Below are 20,811 nucleotides of genomic sequence, written 5' to 3'. Positions count from 1 at the left end.
ATGCTGATGACCCGCCGCCGCCTGATCGCGATTTCCGCCCTGGCCGTCCCCCTGGCCGGCCTGCCGGCCATGACGCACGCCACGACGCGAACCACTCGCCAGTGGACGGGGCAGGCGCTCGGCGCGCGCGCCTCGATCCGGCTCGACCATCCCGACGCAGAGGCCATCGCCGCCCGCGTCATGGCCGAGATCGACCGGCTGGAGGATATTCTCAGCCTCTACCGTCCGCAAAGCGCGCTGTCGCTCCTGAACCGGGACGGGCATCTCGCCGCTCCGCCCTTCGAGCTCTTGGAATGCCTGTCGCTCGCCGGCGCCGTCCATCGGGCGAGCGGCGGGCGGTTCGATCCGACCGTACAGCCGCTCTGGGCGCTGTGGGCCGAGGCCGCCGCCGGCGGCGGACGGCCCGATCCGCGGGCCATCGCGGCGGTGCGGCGCCGGACCGGCTGGGGCCATGTGGAGCTCGACGCGGCGGCGATCACGCTTCGGCCCGGCATGGCGCTGACGCTGAACGGCATCGGCCAGGGCTATGTCGCCGACCGGGTCGCCGCGCTGCTGGAGGCCGAAGGTCTGACCGAGATCCTGATCGACACCGGGGAGCTCCGCGCCCTCGGCGGCCGGCCGGAGGGCGACGGCTGGCCGGTGCGGCTGGAGACGGGCGATCGCCTGGCGCTGCGCCAACGGGCGCTCGCGACCTCGGCCCCGCTCGGCACGACCTTCGACCAGACGGGAAGGGACGGCCATATCCTCGATCCTGCCACCGGAATGCCGGCGCCGGCGCAGTGGCGCGCGATCTCGATCTCGGCGCCATCGGCTGCCATCGCCGATGCGCTGGCAACGGCGGCCTGCCTGATGCCGGACACCGGATCGATCCTCGGGATGATCAAGGAATTCGACGGCGCCAGGCTGGAAGCCGGCGTGGCGCAAGGATGAGCCTGCGGGCGAAGACCGCCCGAGGCTGAAGAAGAGACGCGGCCGGCGCGATCGTGCGCCGGCCCTTGTCTTTTGGCTTACGATGCCGACGGCCGGGTTGCCGCGGCCTTCTCGACCATCGCCGTCACTTCGGCCCGGCGGGCGCCGGTGAGCGGCAGGCGCGGCATGCGCACGCGCTCCGAGCCGCGGCCCATGATCTGCTCGGCGAGCTTGATCGACTGGACGAGGTCGTGTTCGGCGTCGAGGTGCAGCAGCGGCATGAACCAGCGGTAGATGCGCCGGGCCTCCTCCCAGTCGCCGCGATCGGCGGCGGCGACCAGCTGCACCGATTCCTGCGGGAAGGCGCTGGTGAGGCCGGAGACCCAGCCCTTGGCGCCGAGCAACAGGCCCTCGAGGGCCACGTCGTCGAGGCCGGCGAAGATGTCGAAGCGGTCGCCGAATTCGTTGATCAGGTCGGTGAAACGGCGCGGATCCGGAGCGCTCTCCTTGACCGCCTTGATGTTCCTGACGCCCTCGAGCTGCCGCAGCACGTCGGCGCCGATGTTGACGCGGTAGGCCGGCGGATTGTTGTAGAGCATGATCGGCAGCGAGGTCGCCTCGGCGACTGCCTTGAAATGGGCGACGAGTTCGTCGGGCTTCGGCACATAGACCATCGCCGGCAGCACCATCAGGCCGTCGGCGCCGAGCTTTTCGGCGTCCTTCGCATAGGCAACGGCGCGACGGGTATCGAACTCGGAAACGCCGGTGATCACCGGCACGCGGCCCTTCACGACCTCGACGGCGCCCTTCAGGATCCGGCGCTTTTCTTCCGGATCCAGCGAATTGTTCTCGCCGCAGGTGCCCATCACGATCAGGCCGTTGACGCCGTCCTTGACGAGCGCGTCCTGAACGCGCTGCGTGTCTTCATAGTCGACCGAAAGGTCCTGCTTGAACTGCGTCGTGACCGCAGGGAATACGCCGTGCCAGCCGGTGGTCATGGGAAGCCTCCTTTTTCTCGATGGCCGTATCAGTATACAAACTGTCGACAAAAGCAAGCCTATTCCGATTCCGGCTGTCGGCGTGCTGCCTCAGCCGAACGGTTCCGCCGGTCCTTTGGCGGGCGCCGTGAACCAGGCCGGGCCGGACGCGGTCATGTGGATGTGGTCCTCGAGCCGGATCCCGAACCGGCCCGGAAAGACGATCATCGGCTCGTTGGAGAAGCACATGCCTTCGGCCAGCTTCGTGCCGTTGCCCCGGACGAGATAGGGCTCCTCATGGATCTCCAGCCCCAGTCCGTGGCCCGCTCGGTGCGGCAGCCCCGGCAGGCAGTAGTCGGGGCCGAGCCCGTGGCGTGCCATCACCGCGCGTGCGGCATCGTCGAGGCTTTCGCAGGGCGCGCCCAGCCGGGCGGCGTCGAACACCGCCTGCTGCGCCTCCCGCTCGATCGACCAGGCACGGGCGAACGCCGCATCCGGCTCCTCCAGGACATAGGTCCGCGTCAGGTCCGAGTGATAGCCGTCGATCCGCGTCCCGGTATCGACCAGGATCACGTCGCCGGCGGCAAGCGTCTGGTCGCCATCGGCGCCGTGGGGGAGGGCGGTCGCTGTGCCGAACGAGACGATGCAGAAGGTGGAGCCGCCCGCTGCCCCCAGTTCCCGGTGCTGCTCGTCGATGTAGCGCACCACCTCCGAGGCCCGGATCCCCGGCCGCATGATCGCGTGCGCGCGCCGTTGCACCTCCAGCGTCAGGCCCATCGCATAGGCGATCAGCGCGATCTCGGCCGGCGACTTTGCCAGCCGCAACGCCCGGATCAGCCGGCCGCCGTCGACGAGACGGTCCGCCCCGAGCACGCCGGCAAGCGCATGATAGGCAAACAGCGGCAGCGCATCGTCGAGCGCCAGCCGGCCGCGCGGCCCCAGCAGCGACGCCACCAGGCCGGCAGGGCTTTCCTCCTCCTGCCAGACGGCGATCTCGCCCTCCAGATGCGGCAACGTCTCGACGCGGCTCTTCTCAAAGGCCGGGACGATGTAGGTCAGCCCGGTCGGCGTGACGAGCGCCCCGAGCAGCCGCTCGCTCTGGTGCCAGACGAGGCCGGTGAAATAGCGCAGGCTCTCCGTCGAGCCGAGCAGGGTGCCCGCAAGGCCAATCGCGTCCATGGTCCGGCGCAACGCCTGCAACCGGGTCTGCCGTTCGGTGTCCGAGATGGGAGGAGGGGAAGGGGTCATGGGATATTCCGGTTTCGGGTTCATTCGGGTGTTGCGCACCGGCGGAAGGTGCAGCATAGGAGTATTGTGCGCAGTTTGTCGACAGCCATTCGGTGTTCGCACCGAACCATGTCTGGAATGCCCGCCTTCCGTTTTTCGCGTGCAGGCGAGCGCGCCTCGCGCTAGTGCTGTTCCAAATTCGCCAACCCGTCGCGCGCCCCGCAGCCGGGCGGTCCAGCAAGCAAGGAGCCATCCGTGCCCATTCGCGAATATACGATCCCCGGAATGTTCGTCCGCGACCACCTCGTTCCCGTCCCGCTGGACTGGTCGAAGCCGGACGGCGCGACGATCGACCTTTTCGCCCGCGAAGTCTGCGATGCCGCCCGTGCCCGCGAGACCCTGCCGCTCCTGGTCTTCCTGCAGGGCGGACCGGGCGGCAAGGCGCCGCGCCCGACGGGCGGCGGACCGAGCTGGCTGGCGGAGGCGCTGAAGACGCACCGCGTCGTTCTCGTCGACCAGCGCGGGACGGGCCGGAGCTCCCGCATCGAAAGCGCCACCATGGCGGCCTTCGCAAGCGGGGAGGCGGCCGCCGACTATCTCTGCCATTTCCGCGCCGACAGCATCGTGGCCGATTGCGAGCACCTGCGAAAGACGCTGTTCGGCGGGGTGAAGTGGGAAACGCTCGGCCAGAGCTATGGCGGCTTCCTGACGCTGACCTACCTCTCCGCCGCACCCGAAGGCCTCGCAGCCTGTTACGTCACCGGCGGCCTCGCCGGGCTGGAAGCAACCGCGGACGACATCTACCGCCGCACCTATCCGCGCGTGGCCGAGAAGAACGCCCGCTACTATCGCCGCTATCCCCATGATCGGAAGCGGATCGGCCGCATCGCCGATTTCATCGCCGCCAACGACGTGCGCCTGCCGGACGGCGACCGGCTGAGCGTGCGCAGGCTGCAGACGATCGGCATCGACCTCGGAATGGCGCCGGGCTTCGAAAACATCCATTGGCTGATGGACGAGGCCTTCTCTGGAGCCGCCGAGGATCGGCTGTCCGACCACTTCCTCGCCTCCGTGATGGATCTCACCTCCTATGACGCCAATCCGCTCTTCGCCGTGCTGCAGGAGAGCATCTACGCGCAGGGAGACGGCGCGACCGCCTGGGCGGCCGACCGCATCCGTGCCGAGCATCTGGAATTCTCCGATACGCACCGGCCGCTGCAGATGACCGGCGAGATGATGTATCCGTGGATGTTCGAGGAGATACGCTCGCTGCGGCCCTTCCGGGCGGCCGTCGAGGCGCTTGCGGCGCGCCCGCGCCATGGGCGGCTCTACGATCCGCAAAGGCTTGCCGACAACGAGGTCCCGGTCACCGCCGCCGTCTATTTCGACGACATGTATGTCGATGCCGGGCTGTCGCTGGAAACCGCACGGCGCGTCGGCAACCTCGAGACCTGGGTGACCAACGAATACGAACATGACGGCGTGCGCCAGTCCGGGGCGGTCTTTGCCCGGCTGGTGAAGATGACAAAGGAGCGCGGCGGGCCGCGCCTCTGACCGGTGCAAGGGAGGGGGAGGGGCCGAAGCCGGACCCGATCCCGCCTCACCGTTCGGCGAGGTCCATCGGCTGGCGCAGGTCGCGGGCAATATAGTCCTGGATCTGGCGGACGATCTGTGCGGCATGCTGCGTCGCCAGCCGGTCGCAGAGATCGACGTCGCCGGCCTCGATCGCGGCGATGATCGCCTCGTGCTCGTCGACATACTGCCGCGGCAGGCGGTCCTCGAAGGTCGAGTAGTAGAGCCGCAGGATCCGCCGGCCCTCGTCGAGGAGCCGCGCGAAGAAACCCGTGTAGTAGCCGTTGCCGCCGACCTCCGCGATCGCCACGTGGAATTCGCGGTTGGCCTCGATCATGGCAAAGGCGTCCCGATCCTCGACCGCCTTGCGGAAGTCGCGCTGGCGGGCATGCACCTTCTCCATCAGCTTCGGCGCCCTGTGCATGGCGGCCGCGCGCGTCGTGGCGCGATACATCAGGGTCAGCGCCTCGAAATAGGCGGGCAACGTCGCGAAATCGATCGCCGAGACGACCGTGTTGCGGTTCGGCAGCGTCGTCACCAGGCCATCCGCCGCCAGCCGCAGGAGCGCTTCGCGCACGGGCGTCCGCGACATGCCGAAGCGTTCCGAAAGGCGGACCTCGTCCAGCGGACTGCCCGGCGCCAGCACCATCGCGAGAATCTCCTGGCGGATGGCATTGTAGACCGACTGGGTGCCGGAGCCCCGTGCCCTGCTTGACTCCATCGAACCCTTGCTCCTACCTCGTCCCGACGCCCGTCCGGCAGCCTTCTGCCTTCCTTGTTTGCAGACAAACTGTCGACATATCAAGGCCTTCCTGTGCCGGTCTTCCGGCATGACGGGCAGTCGCCGCGGCAAGATCGCACCGGACGACGTGCGCGAGCCCGGAGGTGTCGCAAGACTGAGACACTTTCCGTGCCGCTCCCGCCCGCATCCCGACAGGCCGCGGTTGCCCCGGACCGCAGATTGCGCCACAATCCGCCGCGGTTCAGGGAGGAGCCGATGGTGGGACAACCCGCGCCCGCGGAAACTGCGCATGCGGAACAGGTCTATTCGACCGCGCTGCGGGGCTCGGCCGCGGCGAGTTCGCCGATCGTCGCCTCATGGCAGCGCTGCATGACGCTGCATCGCCTCGCGCCAGAAGAGGCGCGCACGCCGGTGCGGCTCACCGAGCGCGAGTTTAATCTTGCCCAGGAGATGTCCGGCCAGCTCGTGGCAAACGCCACCGACGAACTGGATCGGTTGTTCGCCATGCTCGGCAGGGCGGGCTACTGCATCCTGTTGACCGACAGGCATGGCGTCGCGCTCGAACGGCGCGGCGCGCGCGGCGACGACAAGGACTTCTACGACCTCGGTCTCTGGACCGGTTCCGTCTGGACCGAGGCGAGCGTCGGCACCAACGGCATCGGCACGGCGATTGCCGACGAGCGCTGCGTGACCGTCTTCCGCGACCAGCATTTCCTCTGCTCCAACATCGGCCTCTCCTGCACCACCGCCCCGATCCGCGACCATCGCGGCCAACTCGCGGCTGCCCTCGACATCTCGACCTGCCGCGGCGATGTCGACGAGATGACGCTGTCGATCCTGTCGCAGGCGGTCCGCGATGCCGCCATGCGCATCGAGATCAACCTGTTCCGCAGCGCCTTCACCGACGCCCGCTTCATCATGCTGCCGGCCGGCGCCAACTCGGCATCCGCCCTGCTGGCCGTCGACAAGGACGATCTCGTGGTCGGCGCGACACGGGCGGCGCGCCTGGCGCTCAAGCTCGACGACGGCCGGATCGCCGCCGGCTTGCCCGCCGCCGACGCGTTGCAGGAGGGCCGGGACGCGCCGAGCGGCGAACTGGCGGAGGCGGAACGGGCAGCGCTTCGCCGCGCGCTCTCGCGCACCAATGGCAACATCTCCCGCGCCGCCGCAGCCCTCGGCATGAGCCGCGCCACGCTGCACCGGAAGATCAAGAAGCTCGAGCTGCATTGATCGCAGCCGTCTTCCGATGGTCGGCCGTCTTCGGGACGACGCCTGTTCGGCCATCGAACGTGAACGGCCGCCCTGCGGTCGCGCAGACGGCGGCGCGAACGCGCCCGTCACCCCTTGAAATCGCAATCCGTTCCAGGCTCCATTTGCCGGCGCCATCTGTTTCAATCCTGCGACAGGGTGCGCCCCCGAAGCGTCCGACCCCGCTATTCCATTAGAGAAAACGCACGCACACTCCCGCCCGTCGCTTCCAGCGAGCCAGATCAAGGGAGGATCACATGCTGCATCAGAAGATCGTCGAGACACCGTTCAAGCTGACCTACGGCAACTATATCGGCGGCGAATGGCGCCAGCCGATCGGAGGCAAGTATTTCGACAACCTCACGCCGGTCACCGGCGGAAAGCTGTGCGAGGTCGCCCGTTCCGACGAGCGCGACATCGAGGCCGCCCTCGACGCGGCCCATGCGGCCAAGGACCAGTGGGGCCGGACATCCACGACCGAGCGCGCCAATATCCTGACGAAGATTGCCCAGCGGATGGAGGACAATCTCGAACTGCTGGCCCGCGCCGAAACCCTCGACAACGGCAAGCCGATCCGCGAGACCATGGCGGCCGATATTCCGCTGGCGATCGATCATTTCCGCTATTTCGCCGCCTGCATCCGCGCCCAGGAAGGCTCGATCGGCGAGATCGACCAGGATACCGTGGCCTATCATTTCCACGAGCCGCTCGGCGTCGTCGGCCAGATCATCCCCTGGAACTTCCCGATCCTGATGGCCGCCTGGAAGCTCGCGCCGGCGCTTGCGGCCGGAAACTGCGTCGTCCTGAAACCGGCCGAACAGACGCCGGCGTCGATCCTCGTCTGGGCCGAGCTCGTGGGCGACCTGCTGCCGCCTGGCGTGCTCAACATCGTCAACGGCTTCGGCCTGGAAGCCGGAAAGCCGCTGGCGACCAGCCCGCGCATCGCCAAGATCGCATTCACGGGCGAGACGTCCACCGGCCGCCTGATCATGCAATATGCCAGCCAGAACCTCATTCCGGTGACGCTCGAGCTCGGCGGCAAGTCCCCGAACATCTTCTTTGCCGACGTCATGGCCGAGGACGACGACTTCCTCGACAAGGCGCTCGAGGGCTTCGCCATGTTCGCGCTCAACCAGGGCGAGGTCTGCACCTGCCCGAGCCGGGCGCTGATCCAGGAATCCATCTTCGACCGCTTCATGGAAAAGGCCGTCAAGCGGGTCGAGGCGATCAGGCAGGGCGATCCGCTCGATCCCGCCACGATGATCGGCGCCCAGGCCTCGGGCGAACAGCTCGAGAAGATCCTCGCCTATCTGGAGATCGGCCGGCAGGAAGGCGCGGAGGTCCTGGCGGGCGGAAAGCGCAACGATCTCGGCGGCGACCTGGCCGGCGGCTACTATGTCAGCCCGACGATCTTCAAGGGCCACAACAAGATGCGGATCTTCCAGGAGGAGATCTTCGGGCCGGTCGTCTCGGTCACGACCTTCAAGGACGAGAAGGAAGCGCTCGAGATCGCCAACGACACGCTCTATGGGCTGGGCGCCGGCATCTGGACGCGTGACGGCAACCGCGCCTATCGCTTCGGCCGCGAGATCCAGGCCGGTCGCGTCTGGACCAACTGCTACCACGCCTATCCGGCCCATGCGGCCTTCGGCGGCTACAAGCAGTCCGGCGTCGGCCGCGAGACGCACAAGATGATGCTCGACCACTACCAGCAGACCAAGAACATGCTGGTGAGCTACAGCCCCAAGGCGCTGGGCTTCTTCTGATCCTCCCCGGGCAGACCCGCCGGTCCGCACGGCGAGCCCCACCTTCCCCGGAGGCCTCTGGTCTCCGGGGTTTTTGCAATGCAGGCGCCATTCCGACGCCATACGCTTTTCAGACTTGCGTAACCCTGCCGGCTCTTCCAGGCGTCAGCGTCGCCCCGGCCCGCTATCGGGCGCCAGCCGCATCCACGAGTACCGGCGCGTAGCCTTCGGCGGCCACCACGTCCGCAACGGCGCGCGCGTCCGAGGTTCCGGAGATCGTGACGCGGTGGGTGGCCAGGTCCGCCGACACCCTGGCGCCGGGAAAGGCACCCTCCACAGCGGACGTTATGGTGCGGACACAGTGGCCGCAGGTCATGTCCTCGACGATCATGGCAATGGCAGCTTCGTTCGGCATCTCATCTTTCCCTGTTGCAGGCGGCCATCCTGGAGCCATCCCACGTGGGAAGGTCAAGCGCTTTCCGGCGCGTTGCGCTGGCTGCCCGCCGGACAGAAGCCGGCAAGCTGGCCGTGGATGATCTGCTTGAAGTCGACCAGCATGTTCTCCGCCTCGTCCGCCGGCAGCGTGATCGCCAGGCGGACCATGCTTCCGGCGAGCTGGAACAGCAGGAAGACCAGCCGCCCGAACCGCTCGCGATCGCCCTCGGCCACAAGATGCGACGACAGCTGGCAGAACAGGTCCGCCTGCCGCCGCGTCTCGGTGATGTCCATGTTCTGGAGTTCCTTGTCGGCCTGGATCGCGTTGAGCAGGTCCTGGATGGCGGGGTCGCCGGCCACACGGAGATAGTAGCCGTCCAAGATGCCGTCGGCGGCGTCGCGCACGTCTGCAAGGTCGGTGAGCTTCGAGAGGCTGGCCTCGATGCCGGCGCGCGTCGCCGCGCTGTACTGCTCGTACAGCATCGCGATGATCGCCGACTTGTTCGGAAAATACTGATAGACCGATGCGATCGGCCCGCCGGTCAGAAGCGCCACCTCGCGCATCGTCATTCCGTCGATGCCCTTTTCACCGATCAATTGCTTTGCAACGCGCAGAATTTCCTCGACGCGTTCCCGGCTGCGCTCCTGCTTCGGCTTGCGCCGCAGGCGCTGCGCGAGATCATCGGCCTCTGCCGTCATACCTGCCTACCCTCGCTTCTTCTCGGCTGCTTCCGTGAACGAAGCTGCGTCGCCGCGCTGGACGCGGAGGCACCGAGGCATCATCATGATAGCCTACTAAAACAACTCAAACTTAATGAACTCTTCCCGCCTCCGCCTGGAACGTCCCAAAATGCGCCATCGGCCGCACTTCTCCTGACGGCCGTTCGCGCGCGCGCACTTTGTCATTGACAAGTCGAGGGGGAACCATCACGATTCCGTGAATATGATACCCTATCATATTTCGGCGGTATGAGGGCAGGAGGCCGTCTGCATGGTGGACCGCGCAGGAGAGGGGCTTTCGGCGAATGCGTGGCTCTGCGGCGATCCACGTCCCGGCCAGGTCGCCGCGGCCCTCTGGACCGGTTCCGTGGGCCTGCTCATTCTCGGTCTTCAACCCGTCCTGCTCGGCGCACTCTTTGCCGACAACCGCATGACGTTCGACGAGCTCGCGCTGGCCGCGACCATCGAGATGGTCGCGATCGCGGCAGGCTCGGCGGTGATGGCGCTGGCGCTCGCCCCCGACCGCCTGCGCCCGAAGGCTGCGACGCTTCTGCTTGTGCTGGCGCTCCTCTGTCATCTGACCGCGACGGCCACCAGCCCGCACCTCGTGATCGGCCTGCGCGGGCTGGCCGGCCTGGCGGAGGGCGGCCTGGTCGCCATCGCCACGGAACTGGTCGCCCGCTCCACGCGGCCCGAGCGGCTCGGCGGGATCTTCCTGACCCTTCAGACCGGCGCCCAGTGCATCCTGGCCGCGGTTCTCGCGCTCGCCGTCATCCCCGCATCCGGCTCCGCCGGCGGTTTTGAGGCACTGGCCCTGCTGACGGTCGCCTCGATCGCCGCCGTACCGTTCCTGCCCCGCCGCTACGAGGCGATCCCCGACACCCTCCAGGTGAGCGCCGGCATCGGCGGACCGATGGCGACGCTGTCGCTCGCCGTCATCTTCACGTTCTACCTGTTCATCGGCGCCCTCTGGGCCTTCCTCGAGCCGCTCGGTCAGGCATCCGCGCTCACCGCGCAGACGGTCGGACTGATCACGGCCGTAGCACTTGCGGTGCAGGTGGCAGGCGCCTTCACCGCCACGCTCGTCGAAAGGCGGCTCGACTACAGGTTCGCCATCGCCCTGTCGATCGCCGGCGCCCTTCTGGCGGCCTGCCTTTTCGCCGCTGTGCCGGGCGCCGCCCTTTTCTGGTTTGCAGCCCTTCTTACCGGCTACGTCTGGCTCTTTGTCGTGCCCTACCAGATCCGGATGACGATCGTCGCCGATCCCAGCCGGCGCACGGCGCTGCTCGTGCCCGCGGGCCAGCTCCTCGGGGCGGCGATCGGACCGGTCGGCGCGACGCTCCTGATATCGGCGCGGGGCGTCGGAGCCGTGCCGCTGTTCGGCATCGGCTGCCTGCTCGCCTCGCTCGTCCTGCTCGCGACCTTCTGCATCCTCGACGCGCGCGGACGGGTATCGCGCGCCCCCGCTATTCGCGAGAGCAAGGGCAGCGCATGAACCAGACCGTAAACCTCGCCTGGAGCAACTGGTCGGGAAGCGTCGTCGCCAGAAACGCAGCGATCCTGCGACCGCGCGGCCTTGCCGAGCTTGCCGACACGATCCGGACGGCGCGCGGTCCGATCAGGATCGCCGGCGCCGGCCATTCGTTCACGCCGCTGGTCGAGACCGAGGGGACCATTCTCGACCTCGACCGCTTCCAGGGGCTCGTGTCGCATGACCCGATCGAACTGCAGGCAACGGTGGGAGCGGCGACACGCCTCGGCGATCTCACCAAGCAACTCCACGGAGTAGGGCAGGGGCTGCCCAACATGGGCGATATCGACAAGCAGTCGATCGGCGGGGCGCTCGGCACGGCGACGCACGGCTCCGGCCCCGCGCTCGGCGCCTACCACACCCAGCTTCGCAGGATCGAGATCGTGGATGGTCGCGGAGAGGTGCGGCGCTATTCGATGGAGAACGATCGCGAGACGATCGAGGCCACCGGTGTCACGCTCGGCGCCTTCGGGGCGCTGACGGAGGTGACGCTGCAGAACGTCGCGACCTACCGCCTGCGCCGGCGCCGCTGGGTGGTCCCGATCGGCGACATCCTGTCCGGCTTCGAGAGCTTCATGAACGGCCACCGATCGGCCGAGTTCTACTTCATTCCCTTTTCCGGGCATGCCTTGCTGATTTCAAGCGACCCGTCCACCGCCGCGGTGACGCCGCGCCCGTCCGAGGAGGACGAGGAGGGGCTGTCGACGCTGAAGAACCTGCGGCGCTGGCTCGGCTGGTTCCCGCCTCTGCGGCGTGCATTGATCGGCGCCGCACTGGCCCGCCTGCCGGAGGAAGACTACGTCCAGGACTGGCTGCACGTCTATGCCAGCGACCGGCGCCGCAAGTTCAACGAGATGGAATATCACCTGCCGTTCGAAGAAGGCCCGAAGGCGCTGGCCGAGATCATCGCCCTGACGGAGAAGCGCTTTCCTGAAGTCTATTTCCCGATGGAAGTGCGCTCGGTGGCGGCAGACAATTTCTGGCTCAGCCCGTTCTATCGGCGCCAGACCTGTTCGATCGCCATCCATCACGACGCAGCCGAGGATCCGGGAGCCTTCATGGCTGCGGCGGAGACGATCTTCCGGCGCTACGGCGGCCGCCCGCACTGGGGAAAGATGCACAACCTCGTGGCCGCAGATCTTGCCGCTCTCTATCCGCGATGGAAGGACGCCATGGAGGTCCGCCGCAGCTTCGACCCGGACCAGCGTTTCGTCTCGCCCTATCTCGCACGCCTGTTCGGTCTTTCGGCATGAAGAGAACCGCCTATTTCGGCATGATGTCGGCAGCGCTCGAAGAAGCAGGCATTCATCGGCCCGCGCTCGTGATCGATCTCGAGCGGCTGAACGCCAACCTCTCCATCCTCCGCGAAGCGATGCGCGGCGGACCCGCGATCCGCCTCGTCGACAAGTCCCTTCCCGCGCTCCCCCTTCTCGCCCATGCGATGCGCATCCTCGGAACACGGAAGATCATGAGCTTCCACCTGCCGGTGACGCTGGCGGTGCTCGCCGAATTTCCCGATGTGCACGCCCTGTTCGGCAAGCCCATGCCGATCGCCGCCGTCACACAAGCCTTCGCGCATGCCGATCGCGATCAGGCCGGCGCGCTCGCCGGGCGGGTGACATGGCTGATCGACAGCGAAGTCCGCCTCGGCCAATACGCGTCCTTCGCACGTTCGCTCGGCACGCCTTTGCGCATCGCCTTCGAGATCAACATCGGCATGCAGCGCGGCGGGTTCGAGACGCCGGCCGATCTCGCCAGCGCCGTCCGCGCCGCCTCTTCGGAACCGCTGCTGCTATGTGAGGGCGTGATGGGATACGAGGCCCATGTCCCGGCCATTCCCGCCCTGTTCGGCGGGCCGAAAGCCGCGCTTTTCCAGGCCCGGGCCCACTTCTCCGAATTCGTCGCCGTTCTTCCCCCGGGGCAGCGGGCCATCCTCAACACGGGCGGCAGTCAGACGGCCTTTTCGCATAGCGACAATATGGTGGCCAACGAAGTCTCGATCGGCTCAGCCCTCGTCAAGCCGACGGATTTCGACCGGCCCGGACTGGGGGCGCTGGCACCGGCGATCTTCATCGCAACGCCCGTGCTGAAGGTTCTGAAGACCCGACTGCCGGGGCCGCGGCCGATGTCCGCCCTGTTTCAGGCGCTCGGCCTCTTTCCGCGCAACGGCTGCTTCCTCTATGGCGGCAAGTTCATGGCCCGGCCCGTCTATCCGCCCGGCCTGAAGCGAAACCGGATCTGGGGCGACTCTTCCAACCAGCAGCTGATGGCGTTTTCGACGAGCCACCCGGTTGCGCCGGACGATCTCGTCTTCTTCCGCCCCACCCAGTCCGAAGCGGTGCTGCAGCAGTTCGGACCGCTCCAGATCATGGAAAACGGGCGGATCACCACCACCTGGCCGGTCCTGCCCGCCGGATAGGGTGGTCCGCAGCATGAGCGGATTTCCCTCATTCGAGCGCCTTGATCATCGGCAGGACGGAGAACTGCTTGGCTTCGGCCTTGCGCGTCAGTTCCCGCAGGTACCCGCCCGGGGAGCGGATCTGGTCGGACCGCTCGAGCATGGCGGCGATCACGACCGCAGCGGCACTTTCACCCATTGCGGCGCGCGCTTTCTCGAACGCATCCGGCGAAATCCCGAGCATCGAGCGGACCAGCGCCGCAGCCTTGATCAGATCCGCCCAGCTGGAAATGCCTTCCCTGGCGTAGGATCCGATTTCAGGGCAGGCGGCCAGCACGCGTTTCAGGCTGACGGCGACGCCCTTGCCGGCTTCCGCCTTGGTCTCGTTTGCCGCCCGCGCCTCCTGATTTATGTCATGGCCTTTTAATTCAATTGGATGGTCTGAGTTTGAATTCTGAATATGCCGCTCAGTTTGATCGTCATTGGCGCTCATTTCTTCGTCCGTGAGCGATTTCAGGTAGTCGTCCTCGACGACCCGCCTGAGCGCAAGCAGCGCCGTCTTCCGCTCGATGAGGGCTTCCGCCGGCGTGGCGCGGCCCAGCCGCCCCGAGAGACCGGCAAGGGCCAACTGGTGTTCGGCCCAGCTTCCCGTGCGTCCTTCGGCAAGCGCTGCTTCGACGATCTTGGCGATGTCGCGCAGATGCAGCGTCACCTCCGCACGCAGCGCATGGACGCGCCGTGCCTCGGCACGGGCCTGTTCCGCGCGCTCGTGAATGTCGGTGGCCATCAGCGCCAGTGGCGCGAGATCGAAGCCGAACGCGTCCTCCACCACCCCGCGGTCGTCGCGGCGGCAGTAGCGCTTGCCGTTGGGACTGTCGCGACGCAGGATCATGCCGGCCTGCTGCAGCATCGCCAGATGCCGCCGCAGCGTCGCAGGCGCCATGCCCCTGGAGCGCACCGACAGTTCCGCGTTCGAGGGAAAGACCACGATCGGCGCGCGCCCGTCGAGGATCCGGTCCGGGTGGAAGCTCAGGAGCGCCTCCAGCACGGCCAGCGTCCGATCGGACAATCCGTACTGCACGCGCGCCTCCGTCAGGGCGCGCAAGAGCTGCCACTTCTCGCTGGTGCCGTTCTCGTTGCCGCCCCCGTCCGCCGCAAGGCGCGCCTGGGTATCCGCGACATGCTTCTGCATCGCAAAGACGCGCGCAGTCATCCTGCCGCCGCCGAAAGGCGTCGTTGCCAGTCTCTCCGTCATGGTCATCCCTCTCAAGGAGGCAAGAGGCCGAACCGGACGGCGCAACAAAGCGTTCGCACGTTCATTAAGAGCGTGCGCGATGGCTCCAACCCATTGAAATTGGAGCATTCCTGTCGATCCACCACAACCGGGCGGGCAACAGGATATCGGTTCCGCGCCGGGGGAAATCCGTGCGGACTCTTGACTTTGACGGTCGGAAGTGATTCTCTTGAATTGCTACATTGAAGAGGGCTTCCGGAGCGGCGACGTTTTGGAGGCCTTTTTTCTTGCTCTGATCCTTTCCTGTTTCTGCTTCATCATGCCCGGCCGCTGATCGTCTGCGACCGGACGCAATTGCTATGTGCCGCGGCCCCAGGCCTGCAAGATCAGGCCTTCGATTTCGGCGTTGACGGCGTTCATGCTTTCCATGGCCCGGTCATAGGTGGCGCGGGTGAAATTCTCCCGTCCCACCTCGTAGAGGGTCTCCTTGGTCAGGCCGGCATCCGATACGGCGGTCGACTTCACCATCGGCGAGGTCAGCACGCGGTCTGCAAAGAGCGAGCGCATCAGGCCGACGATCTGCGCCTGCGGCCCGTCGTTGGGCTCGAAGCGGGTGACGAGATAGCGCAGGAAATCGAAGTTCAGGCGGCCGCCGGCCTCGCGCACCACGCCGAGGAGATCGGACGTCATGAACAGGAACTGGTTCATCGAGGCGACGTCGAGCATCTGCGGATGCACGGTGACCAGCACCGACGTCGAGGCGCAGAGCGCCGACAGGGTGAGATAACCGAGCTGCGGCGGGCAATCGAGCACGACGACGTCGTAGTCCTGCTCCACCGTCCGCAGCGCTGCGTGCACGCGCGCGAAGAACAGCGGCTGCCCCGGCGCCATCGTCTGGCGGCTGGCCAGCGCCCGCGGCGTCACATGCTCGAACTCCTGCAGTTCCAGGTTTCCCGGAACGAGATCGAGCCCGTCGAAATAGGTCTTGCGGATAATGTCCTTCAGCGGCCGCGCCTCGTCGTCATAGCGGATCGCGCCGTAGAGCGTGTCGTTGCCCTCGAGATCGATTTCCGGCTGGTAGCCGAACAGGGCCGAAAGCGAGGCTTGCGGGTCGAGGTCGACGGCAAGCACGCGATAGCCCGCAAGGGCCAGATACTGTGCCAGATGTGCCGCCGAGGTCGTCTTTCCCGAGCCCCCCTTGAAGTTCGTCACCGCGACGACCTGCAGGTGCTCGCCGCTGGCGCCGTCGCGCCACTTGCGATAGGCGCGCGCCTTCGTCCTATTGCCCTTGGCAAGCGCCTGGTCGGCCAGGTGCGCACGCAGCGCATTGATGTCAGTCAGGGAATAGAAGCGGCGCCCGCCCGGACCCGTTTCAGGCTGCGGTCCCTCGCCGGCCAGCGAGAGCTGGCGCAGATAGCCGTCGGAAACACCGATCAGCCGGGCAGCCTCGCCGGAGGTGAAGCTTCGCAACACCTTGCGCGCGGTCGGAGGAAAGAAGCGCTCGCGCATGGATTTGAGCTGGGCCGACAGGATGCGCGCATCGGAAGCGATCGCCTCGTCGGCGGTCGGCTCCGCACCCGTCGTCATGTTCGGCGACATGGCCATGCGCGTCCTTCCCAAATCCGGCCCAATTCCGGTTGCGCCCCGCCCGTTTGCCGCCCCGCCGCCCTGACCGGAAGAGAGACTTTTCGGCATTGCCCTGTTGCCGCCCCACGCATACGTCACGGGCCGAATGTAACAGGCGAAGGCCGAGGTTACGGGGAAAACCGAATTGGGTATCGTTTTCCGTTAGGGACGGTGCGGCGATTCCCGGTTGCCGTCAAGGTCTATTCGGCGGAAGCACAAGCCGGAGCGCGGCCGGAAACGGAATCATTTCCTCGGCTTAAGGCCAAAGGCCGGGCTCAGGCGCCAGCCCGGTCATCAGATGGAAAGCCGCGACAGCAGGAGGAGAAAGGCTTCGCGGGCTTCCCGCCCGCCGAGCTGGGCCGTGCATTCGGCCTCGAATCGCGCCTCGGCCTGGCAGATCTTTTCGACGAACGCCTCGCCGGCAGGGGTGAGGTACAAGGCGTTCGAGCGCCTGTCCTGCGGGGCGGGGCGGCGCTCGGTCAGAAGCCTGCGCTCCAGCGCATTGATCAGGGGCACGAAGTTGGCGCGCTGGATGCCGAGCGCGTCGGCGATCTCCGTCTGCTTGCGGCCGGGGTTGGTGGCGATCAAAAGCAGGACACCGTATTCGCTGGGTGTGACGCCGAAGGGGGCAAAGCGCGTCTGGAAACGTCGCGCCAGGAGCGACTGGGAACGCTTGATCTGGAACAGGACGCTTCGCTCGATCCAGGCACTGTCGAGTTCCTCCTGTCCGATGACTTCCACCGCGGTGTCCATCAGGCGCCTCCTCGCCATTGCCGGAAGTGAGGGTCCTCTCAATCGAGGCGGTTGGCAATATGTTAAGTCGGAGTAGGGGGCACCCGCTTGGGGATAAACGACAATGCTCCTGTGGCCCTCCGGCCTACCGCCAGCCGCCCCGCCTTTTACGATGCGAGACTGCGGCGGCCGGTGCGAACCGGCTCAGGCAGGATCGCCGAATTCCTGCAACCGCTGCCGCAGGAGCCGGATCGTCGGCGCATCGGCGTTGGCAAACGCAAAGCGCAGATAGCGTTCCTGTCCCGGCCCGAAATAGCTGCCCGGCAGACAAAGGATGCCCGCCTCCTTCGCCAGCCGCTCGGCAACCTCCGCAGAGGTCCTGTTGGCAAAGGGATGGCGGATGAAGGAGAAGTAGGCGCCGACCGCGCCGATCGACCATCCGTTCAGCCCCTCCATCGTCTCCCGCAGCGCCGTGGCGCGGCGGGCGATCTCCAGGCGGTTGTCCTCGCGCCATTGGGAAAGAAGCGGCAGCGCCTCGGCGACGGCCACCTGCGCCGAGCGCGGCGGGCAGATCTGCACGTTGTCCATCACCTTGGCCACCTGTTCGACGACCGCCGGGCTCGCGGTGATGGCGCCCAGCCGATGGCCCGGGATGCAGAAGGACTTGGAGAAGCTGTAGAGCCCGATCAGCGTGTCCTGCCATCCCGCCTTCTCGAACAGGGCGTGCGGGCGGACACCGGCCTCCGGCAGGAAGTCGCGATAGGTCTCGTCCAGGATGAGCCAGACGCCGCGGCTCCGGCAGAGATCGAACACGGCGAACAGAAGCTCCGGTGAATAGACCGCACCGGTCGGGTTGTTGGGCGAGACGAGCGCCAGCGCGCGCACATCCGGCGCCATCGCCGCCTCGATCGCCGCGAGATCGACCTGGAAGCCGTTGTCGGGATCGCAGGCCGCCAGCCGGACCTTGACGCCCAGCATCGCAAGGGTGGTCTCCTGGTTGAAGTAGTAGGGATCGGTCATCAGGATCGCATCGCCCGCGCCTGCGATCGCCATGGCGGCACAGATGAAAGCCTGGTTGCACCCGGCCGTGATGTGGATGTTCTCCGCGTCGAGTGCTGCACCATAGACCGAGGCGACATGCGCGCCATAGGCCTGGCGCAGCACGCTCTCCCCCTCGATCGGGCCGTAGCCGGTATAGGCTTTCGAGGCGGCATAGTCGCCAAGCCGGCGCAACATCTCCGGGTGGGCGGGATAGCCGGGGACCGCCTGCGACAGGTCGATCAGCGGCCCGCTGCGGCCGTCATAGCTCCTGCCCCATGAAAACACGGTGGGGATGGGCGGCGCGGCAAGGTTCGCAACGAGGGGATTGAATCTGGGCATGGGATCGGTCCTTGCGATGAGGGAGCGCGTCAAGCGCGTGTCCTGCTTTTTCTTGTATTGTCGTGCGGACGCGTGCGCGGCGAGGACACCGGCTGGTAGCCCTCGCCGGCGCGTCCGCCGCGCGTGCGCAACAGCATGCGCGCCGAGGTCTGCGGTCCGGGCAGACCGTCCTCCTGCAGCGAGGCGAACAGCCAGTCGATGAACACCTTGACGATGGGCGCAGCGCGCACCTCGTGCCGGCAGGCGACATAGAAGGCGTCGTTGGCCGGCACGGAGAGGTCGAACGGCACGACCAGTTCGCCGCGCGCGATGAGGTTGGCGGCTGTGATCGTATCGCCGAGCGCGATACCCTGCCCGTGCACGGCCGCCTCGGTGGACAGGCGCGCATCGCTGGTGAAGAGTTGCTGCCCGCGCGGCAGGTCGACCGCATCGGCGGCGGCGAACCAGGTGTTCCACTCCCGCCCGTCCCGGTCCCCGTGCAGCAGCGTGTGGTCGGAGAGATCGCGCACCGAGCGCAGCGGCCTGCTGTTGAGGAGCGTCGGGCTCGCGATCGGAAACAGCCGCAGGTGGCTCCAGAGGCGGGTCCAGCAATCGGGCCAGTTGCCGTCGCCATAGAGGATCGACACGTCGACGTCGCGCGAGAAGACCTGCGCCGGCTCGTTGGAGGCGACGAGGCTCAGCTTCACGTCGGGATACTGCTCGGTGAAGCGGTTGAGGCGCGGAACGATCCAGAGCGAGAGAAGGGCCGGCACGCAGGTGATCGTCAGCGAGCCGCTCGTGGCCGGGCGCTTCATCAGCGCGGTCGCCGCCGCAATGCCGCCAAAGGCCTCGGTGACGGCCGGCAGCAGCAGCGCCCCCTGCGATGTCAGCTTCAACCGCTTGCCGCCGCGCTCGAACAGGACGGCGCCGAGCGACTCCTCGAGCGCCCGGATCTGGTGGCTGATGGCGCCGTGGGTGACGTTGAGCTCGCGCGCCGCCGCCGTGACCGAACCGCGGCGGGCGGCCGCCTCGAAGGCGCGCAACGGATTGAGGGGCGGCAGTCGGCTCGACATGGTGGCGGAAGCGGATTCACATGTGAAATTTTCTCACGTAAAACCCTATAACATTGTCAATTGATTTTCCAGCCGTTTTGCGACGTAATCACGGAAACAAGGGCAAAAGCCCGGGGGAACGACATCATCGGCGACCAGACCAGGCTCCCCCGCTTGCCCCATTGCGACCAGAAGCGAGGCGGACGATGGCATTCGACGACAGCAAGCTCCAGGCATTGCGCGAGAAATTCGGCGACGGGCACGGCGGAGACATTTTCGATCCGGCCTTCCGCAAGGTCGCCGACAAGATCTTTTCCAAGAGCGGCACGCGGCTGGCGCCCTATGCCGGCGTGCCGACGTTCCTCGCGGCCCCGCACATGCCGGTCGAGGCCGAGAACCCCGACTTCGGCAATCTGCAGGTGGCCATCACCGGCGTGCCGATGGATCTCGGCGTGACGAACCGGCCGGGTTCGCGCTTCGGACCGCGGGCGATGCGCACGATCGAGCGGATCGGCCCCTACAACCACGTTCTGGGTTGCGCCCCGGTGCAGGACCTGCGCGTCGCCGACATCGGCGACGTCCCCTTCCGCAGCCGCTACCGGCTGGAGATGAGCCACGAGGACATCGAGAAGCGCTTCAACCAGATCGTCGACGCCGGGGTGATCCCGCTCGCGGTCGGCGGCGACCATTCGATCACCCACCCGATCATGAAGGCGGTCGGCAAGAACAAGCCGGTCGGCCTGATCCACATCGACGCCCATTGCGACACGAGCGGCTCCTTCGACGGCACCAAGTTCCATCACGGCGGCCCGTTCCGCAACGCCGTGCTCGACGGCGTCCTCGACCCGACCCGCACGATCCAGATCGGCATCCGCGGCTCGTCGGAGTACCTCTGGGAATTCTCCTATGAATCCGGCATGACCGTCATCCATGCCGAGGAGATCACCGACATGGGCATTGCCGCGATCATCGAAAAGGCGAAGGCGGTCGTCGGCGACGGACCGACCTATCTCTCCTTCGACATCGACAGCCTCGACCCGAGCTTCGCACCCGGAACGGGCACGCCGGAAATCGGCGGACTGACCACTCGCGAAGTGCTGGAACTGCTGCGCGGGCTGAAGGGCGTCAATCTCGTCGGCGGCGACGTCGTCGAGGTCGCGCCCCAGTATGACGCCACCACCAACACCGCGCATGCCGGCGCCCAGGTTCTGTTCGAGATCCTGAGCCTGATGGTGTTCAGCCCTTCGGTCGGCGCAAAGGCTTGACTTGCACTATAATATGGGAACAACCCGGCGGCCGAACCC

General features: G+C 66.9%; 18 protein-coding genes. 8 read left to right on the top strand and 10 right to left on the bottom strand.

The genetic code is table 11. The features are described from left to right. A complete protein-coding gene (locus tag P0086_RS09205; RefSeq protein ID WP_275784827.1) occupies positions 1-930 on the top strand; it encodes an FAD:protein FMN transferase in 930 nt (309 codons plus the stop codon). A gap of 77 nt (positions 931-1,007) precedes the next feature. Here P0086_RS09205 and P0086_RS09200 read toward each other — a convergent pair whose 3' ends face one another. Together P0086_RS09200 and P0086_RS09195 are read right to left on the bottom strand one after the other, a co-directional pair. Next, positions 1,008-1,907, bottom strand: a complete 900-nt coding sequence (locus tag P0086_RS09200; protein ID WP_112600010.1) for a dihydrodipicolinate synthase family protein — start codon at positions 1,905-1,907, stop codon at positions 1,008-1,010. A gap of 90 nt (positions 1,908-1,997) precedes the next feature. Beyond that, complete coding sequence (locus P0086_RS09195; RefSeq protein WP_275784825.1) at positions 1,998-3,134, bottom strand: Xaa-Pro peptidase family protein; 1,137 nt, start codon at positions 3,132-3,134, stop codon at positions 1,998-2,000. Between the two features lie 264 nt (positions 3,135-3,398). Here P0086_RS09195 and P0086_RS09190 point away from each other — a divergent pair, with 264 nt between their 5' ends. Beyond that, on the top strand, positions 3,399-4,667 hold the full coding sequence (locus P0086_RS09190; RefSeq protein WP_275785261.1) for an alpha/beta fold hydrolase: 1,269 nt from the start codon (positions 3,399-3,401) through the stop codon (positions 4,665-4,667). A gap of 46 nt (positions 4,668-4,713) precedes the next feature. Here the strand turns inward: P0086_RS09190 and P0086_RS09185 are convergent, their stop codons facing one another. Then, a complete protein-coding gene (locus P0086_RS09185; RefSeq protein ID WP_148188098.1) occupies positions 4,714-5,406 on the bottom strand; it encodes a GntR family transcriptional regulator in 693 nt (230 codons plus the stop codon). Between the two features lie 276 nt (positions 5,407-5,682). Here P0086_RS09185 and P0086_RS09180 point away from each other — a divergent pair, with 276 nt between their 5' ends. Together P0086_RS09180 and adh are read left to right on the top strand one after the other, a co-directional pair. Next, positions 5,683-6,657, top strand: coding sequence for a helix-turn-helix domain-containing protein (locus P0086_RS09180; protein WP_275784823.1), 975 nt, complete (start codon positions 5,683-5,685; stop codon positions 6,655-6,657). Positions 6,658-6,932: 275 nt separating this feature from the next. After that, a complete protein-coding gene (gene adh, locus P0086_RS09175) occupies positions 6,933-8,441 on the top strand; it encodes an aldehyde dehydrogenase (protein WP_112613240.1) in 1,509 nt (502 codons plus the stop codon). Between the two features lie 163 nt (positions 8,442-8,604). Here adh and P0086_RS09170 read toward each other — a convergent pair whose 3' ends face one another. Beyond that, positions 8,605-8,835, bottom strand: a complete 231-nt coding sequence (locus tag P0086_RS09170; RefSeq protein WP_275784821.1) for a heavy-metal-associated domain-containing protein — start codon at positions 8,833-8,835, stop codon at positions 8,605-8,607. A gap of 53 nt (positions 8,836-8,888) precedes the next feature. Continuing rightward, positions 8,889-9,554: a TetR/AcrR family transcriptional regulator gene (locus tag P0086_RS09165; RefSeq protein ID WP_112600016.1), complete on the bottom strand. Its 666-nt coding sequence runs from the start codon at positions 9,552-9,554 to the stop codon at positions 8,889-8,891. 292 nt (positions 9,555-9,846) lie between these two features. On the opposite strand from P0086_RS09165, the gene P0086_RS09160 reads away from it, so the two are divergent. From P0086_RS09160 to P0086_RS09150, 3 genes are read left to right on the top strand one after another with little or no spacing between them, the layout of a single operon-like run. Continuing rightward, complete coding sequence (locus P0086_RS09160) at positions 9,847-11,070, top strand: MFS transporter (protein WP_275784820.1); 1,224 nt, start codon at positions 9,847-9,849, stop codon at positions 11,068-11,070. After that, positions 11,067-12,359: a D-arabinono-1,4-lactone oxidase gene (locus P0086_RS09155; RefSeq protein ID WP_275784818.1), complete on the top strand. Its 1,293-nt coding sequence runs from the start codon at positions 11,067-11,069 to the stop codon at positions 12,357-12,359. Before P0086_RS09160 ends, P0086_RS09155 begins: the two co-directional genes overlap by 4 nt. Next, positions 12,356-13,525 carry an alanine racemase gene (locus tag P0086_RS09150; protein ID WP_275784816.1) on the top strand — a complete coding sequence of 390 codons (1,170 nt, stop codon included), beginning with the start codon at positions 12,356-12,358 and terminating at the stop codon, positions 13,523-13,525. Before P0086_RS09155 ends, P0086_RS09150 begins: the two co-directional genes overlap by 4 nt. Positions 13,526-13,553: 28 nt before the next feature. On the opposite strand, the gene repC is transcribed toward P0086_RS09150, so the two are convergent. The 5 genes from repC to gcvA form a co-directional block, all read right to left on the bottom strand. Then, on the bottom strand, positions 13,554-14,759 hold the full coding sequence (gene repC, locus P0086_RS09145) for a plasmid replication protein RepC (protein ID WP_275784814.1): 1,206 nt from the start codon (positions 14,757-14,759) through the stop codon (positions 13,554-13,556). A gap of 336 nt (positions 14,760-15,095) precedes the next feature. Further along, on the bottom strand, positions 15,096-16,343 hold the full coding sequence (gene repA, locus P0086_RS09140; protein ID WP_112613236.1) for a plasmid partitioning protein RepA: 1,248 nt from the start codon (positions 16,341-16,343) through the stop codon (positions 15,096-15,098). A gap of 315 nt (positions 16,344-16,658) precedes the next feature. Then, positions 16,659-17,117 (bottom strand): MarR family winged helix-turn-helix transcriptional regulator, encoded by a 459-nt coding sequence (locus P0086_RS09135; protein WP_162702326.1) that lies wholly within the window; start codon positions 17,115-17,117, stop codon positions 16,659-16,661. Between the two features lie 183 nt (positions 17,118-17,300). Beyond that, positions 17,301-18,476 (bottom strand): aminotransferase, encoded by a 1,176-nt coding sequence (locus P0086_RS09130; protein ID WP_275784811.1) that lies wholly within the window; start codon positions 18,474-18,476, stop codon positions 17,301-17,303. A 29-nt stretch (positions 18,477-18,505) separates the two neighbouring features. Next, on the bottom strand, positions 18,506-19,528 hold the full coding sequence (gene gcvA / locus P0086_RS09125) for a transcriptional regulator GcvA (RefSeq protein WP_112599891.1): 1,023 nt from the start codon (positions 19,526-19,528) through the stop codon (positions 18,506-18,508). 185 nt (positions 19,529-19,713) lie between these two features. Between gcvA and speB the strand changes: the two genes are divergently transcribed. Next, positions 19,714-20,772, top strand: a complete 1,059-nt coding sequence (gene speB / locus P0086_RS09120; RefSeq protein ID WP_275784807.1) for an agmatinase — start codon at positions 19,714-19,716, stop codon at positions 20,770-20,772. Positions 20,773-20,811 lie beyond the last annotated feature (39 nt).

Origin of the sequence: Mycoplana sp. MJR14 (genome assembly GCF_029210525.1) — a bacterium.
In the GTDB taxonomy this organism is placed as follows: Bacteria; Pseudomonadota; Alphaproteobacteria; order Rhizobiales; family Rhizobiaceae; genus Mycoplana.
Note: the sequence above shows the minus strand (reverse complement) of the source record. Positions and strands in the feature narration are given on the sequence as shown.

What these genes read in the sequence shown, in the direction of transcription:
- P0086_RS09205 (WP_275784827.1), top strand. Translation starts at nt 1, where the DNA reads ATGCTGATGACCCGCCGCCGCCTGATCGCGATTTCCGCCCTGGCCGTC.
- P0086_RS09200 (WP_112600010.1), bottom strand. Translation starts at nt 1,907, where the DNA reads ATGACCACCGGCTGGCACGGCGTATTCCCTGCGGTCACGACGCAGTTC.
- P0086_RS09195 (WP_275784825.1), bottom strand. Translation starts at nt 3,134, where the DNA reads ATGACCCCTTCCCCTCCTCCCATCTCGGACACCGAACGGCAGACCCGG.
- P0086_RS09190 (WP_275785261.1), top strand. Translation starts at nt 3,399, where the DNA reads ATGTTCGTCCGCGACCACCTCGTTCCCGTCCCGCTGGACTGGTCGAAG.
- P0086_RS09185 (WP_148188098.1), bottom strand. Translation starts at nt 5,406, where the DNA reads ATGGAGTCAAGCAGGGCACGGGGCTCCGGCACCCAGTCGGTCTACAAT.
- P0086_RS09180 (WP_275784823.1), top strand. Translation starts at nt 5,683, where the DNA reads ATGGTGGGACAACCCGCGCCCGCGGAAACTGCGCATGCGGAACAGGTC.
- adh (WP_112613240.1), top strand. Translation starts at nt 6,933, where the DNA reads ATGCTGCATCAGAAGATCGTCGAGACACCGTTCAAGCTGACCTACGGC.
- P0086_RS09170 (WP_275784821.1), bottom strand. Translation starts at nt 8,835, where the DNA reads ATGCCGAACGAAGCTGCCATTGCCATGATCGTCGAGGACATGACCTGC.
- P0086_RS09165 (WP_112600016.1), bottom strand. Translation starts at nt 9,554, where the DNA reads ATGACGGCAGAGGCCGATGATCTCGCGCAGCGCCTGCGGCGCAAGCCG.
- P0086_RS09160 (WP_275784820.1), top strand. Translation starts at nt 9,847, where the DNA reads ATGGTGGACCGCGCAGGAGAGGGGCTTTCGGCGAATGCGTGGCTCTGC.
- P0086_RS09155 (WP_275784818.1), top strand. Translation starts at nt 11,067, where the DNA reads ATGAACCAGACCGTAAACCTCGCCTGGAGCAACTGGTCGGGAAGCGTC.
- P0086_RS09150 (WP_275784816.1), top strand. Translation starts at nt 12,356, where the DNA reads ATGAAGAGAACCGCCTATTTCGGCATGATGTCGGCAGCGCTCGAAGAA.
- repC (WP_275784814.1), bottom strand. Translation starts at nt 14,759, where the DNA reads ATGACGGAGAGACTGGCAACGACGCCTTTCGGCGGCGGCAGGATGACT.
- repA (WP_112613236.1), bottom strand. Translation starts at nt 16,343, where the DNA reads ATGGCCATGTCGCCGAACATGACGACGGGTGCGGAGCCGACCGCCGAC.
- P0086_RS09135 (WP_162702326.1), bottom strand. Translation starts at nt 17,117, where the DNA reads ATGGACACCGCGGTGGAAGTCATCGGACAGGAGGAACTCGACAGTGCC.
- P0086_RS09130 (WP_275784811.1), bottom strand. Translation starts at nt 18,476, where the DNA reads ATGCCCAGATTCAATCCCCTCGTTGCGAACCTTGCCGCGCCGCCCATC.
- gcvA (WP_112599891.1), bottom strand. Translation starts at nt 19,528, where the DNA reads ATGTCGAGCCGACTGCCGCCCCTCAATCCGTTGCGCGCCTTCGAGGCG.
- speB (WP_275784807.1), top strand. Translation starts at nt 19,714, where the DNA reads ATGGCATTCGACGACAGCAAGCTCCAGGCATTGCGCGAGAAATTCGGC.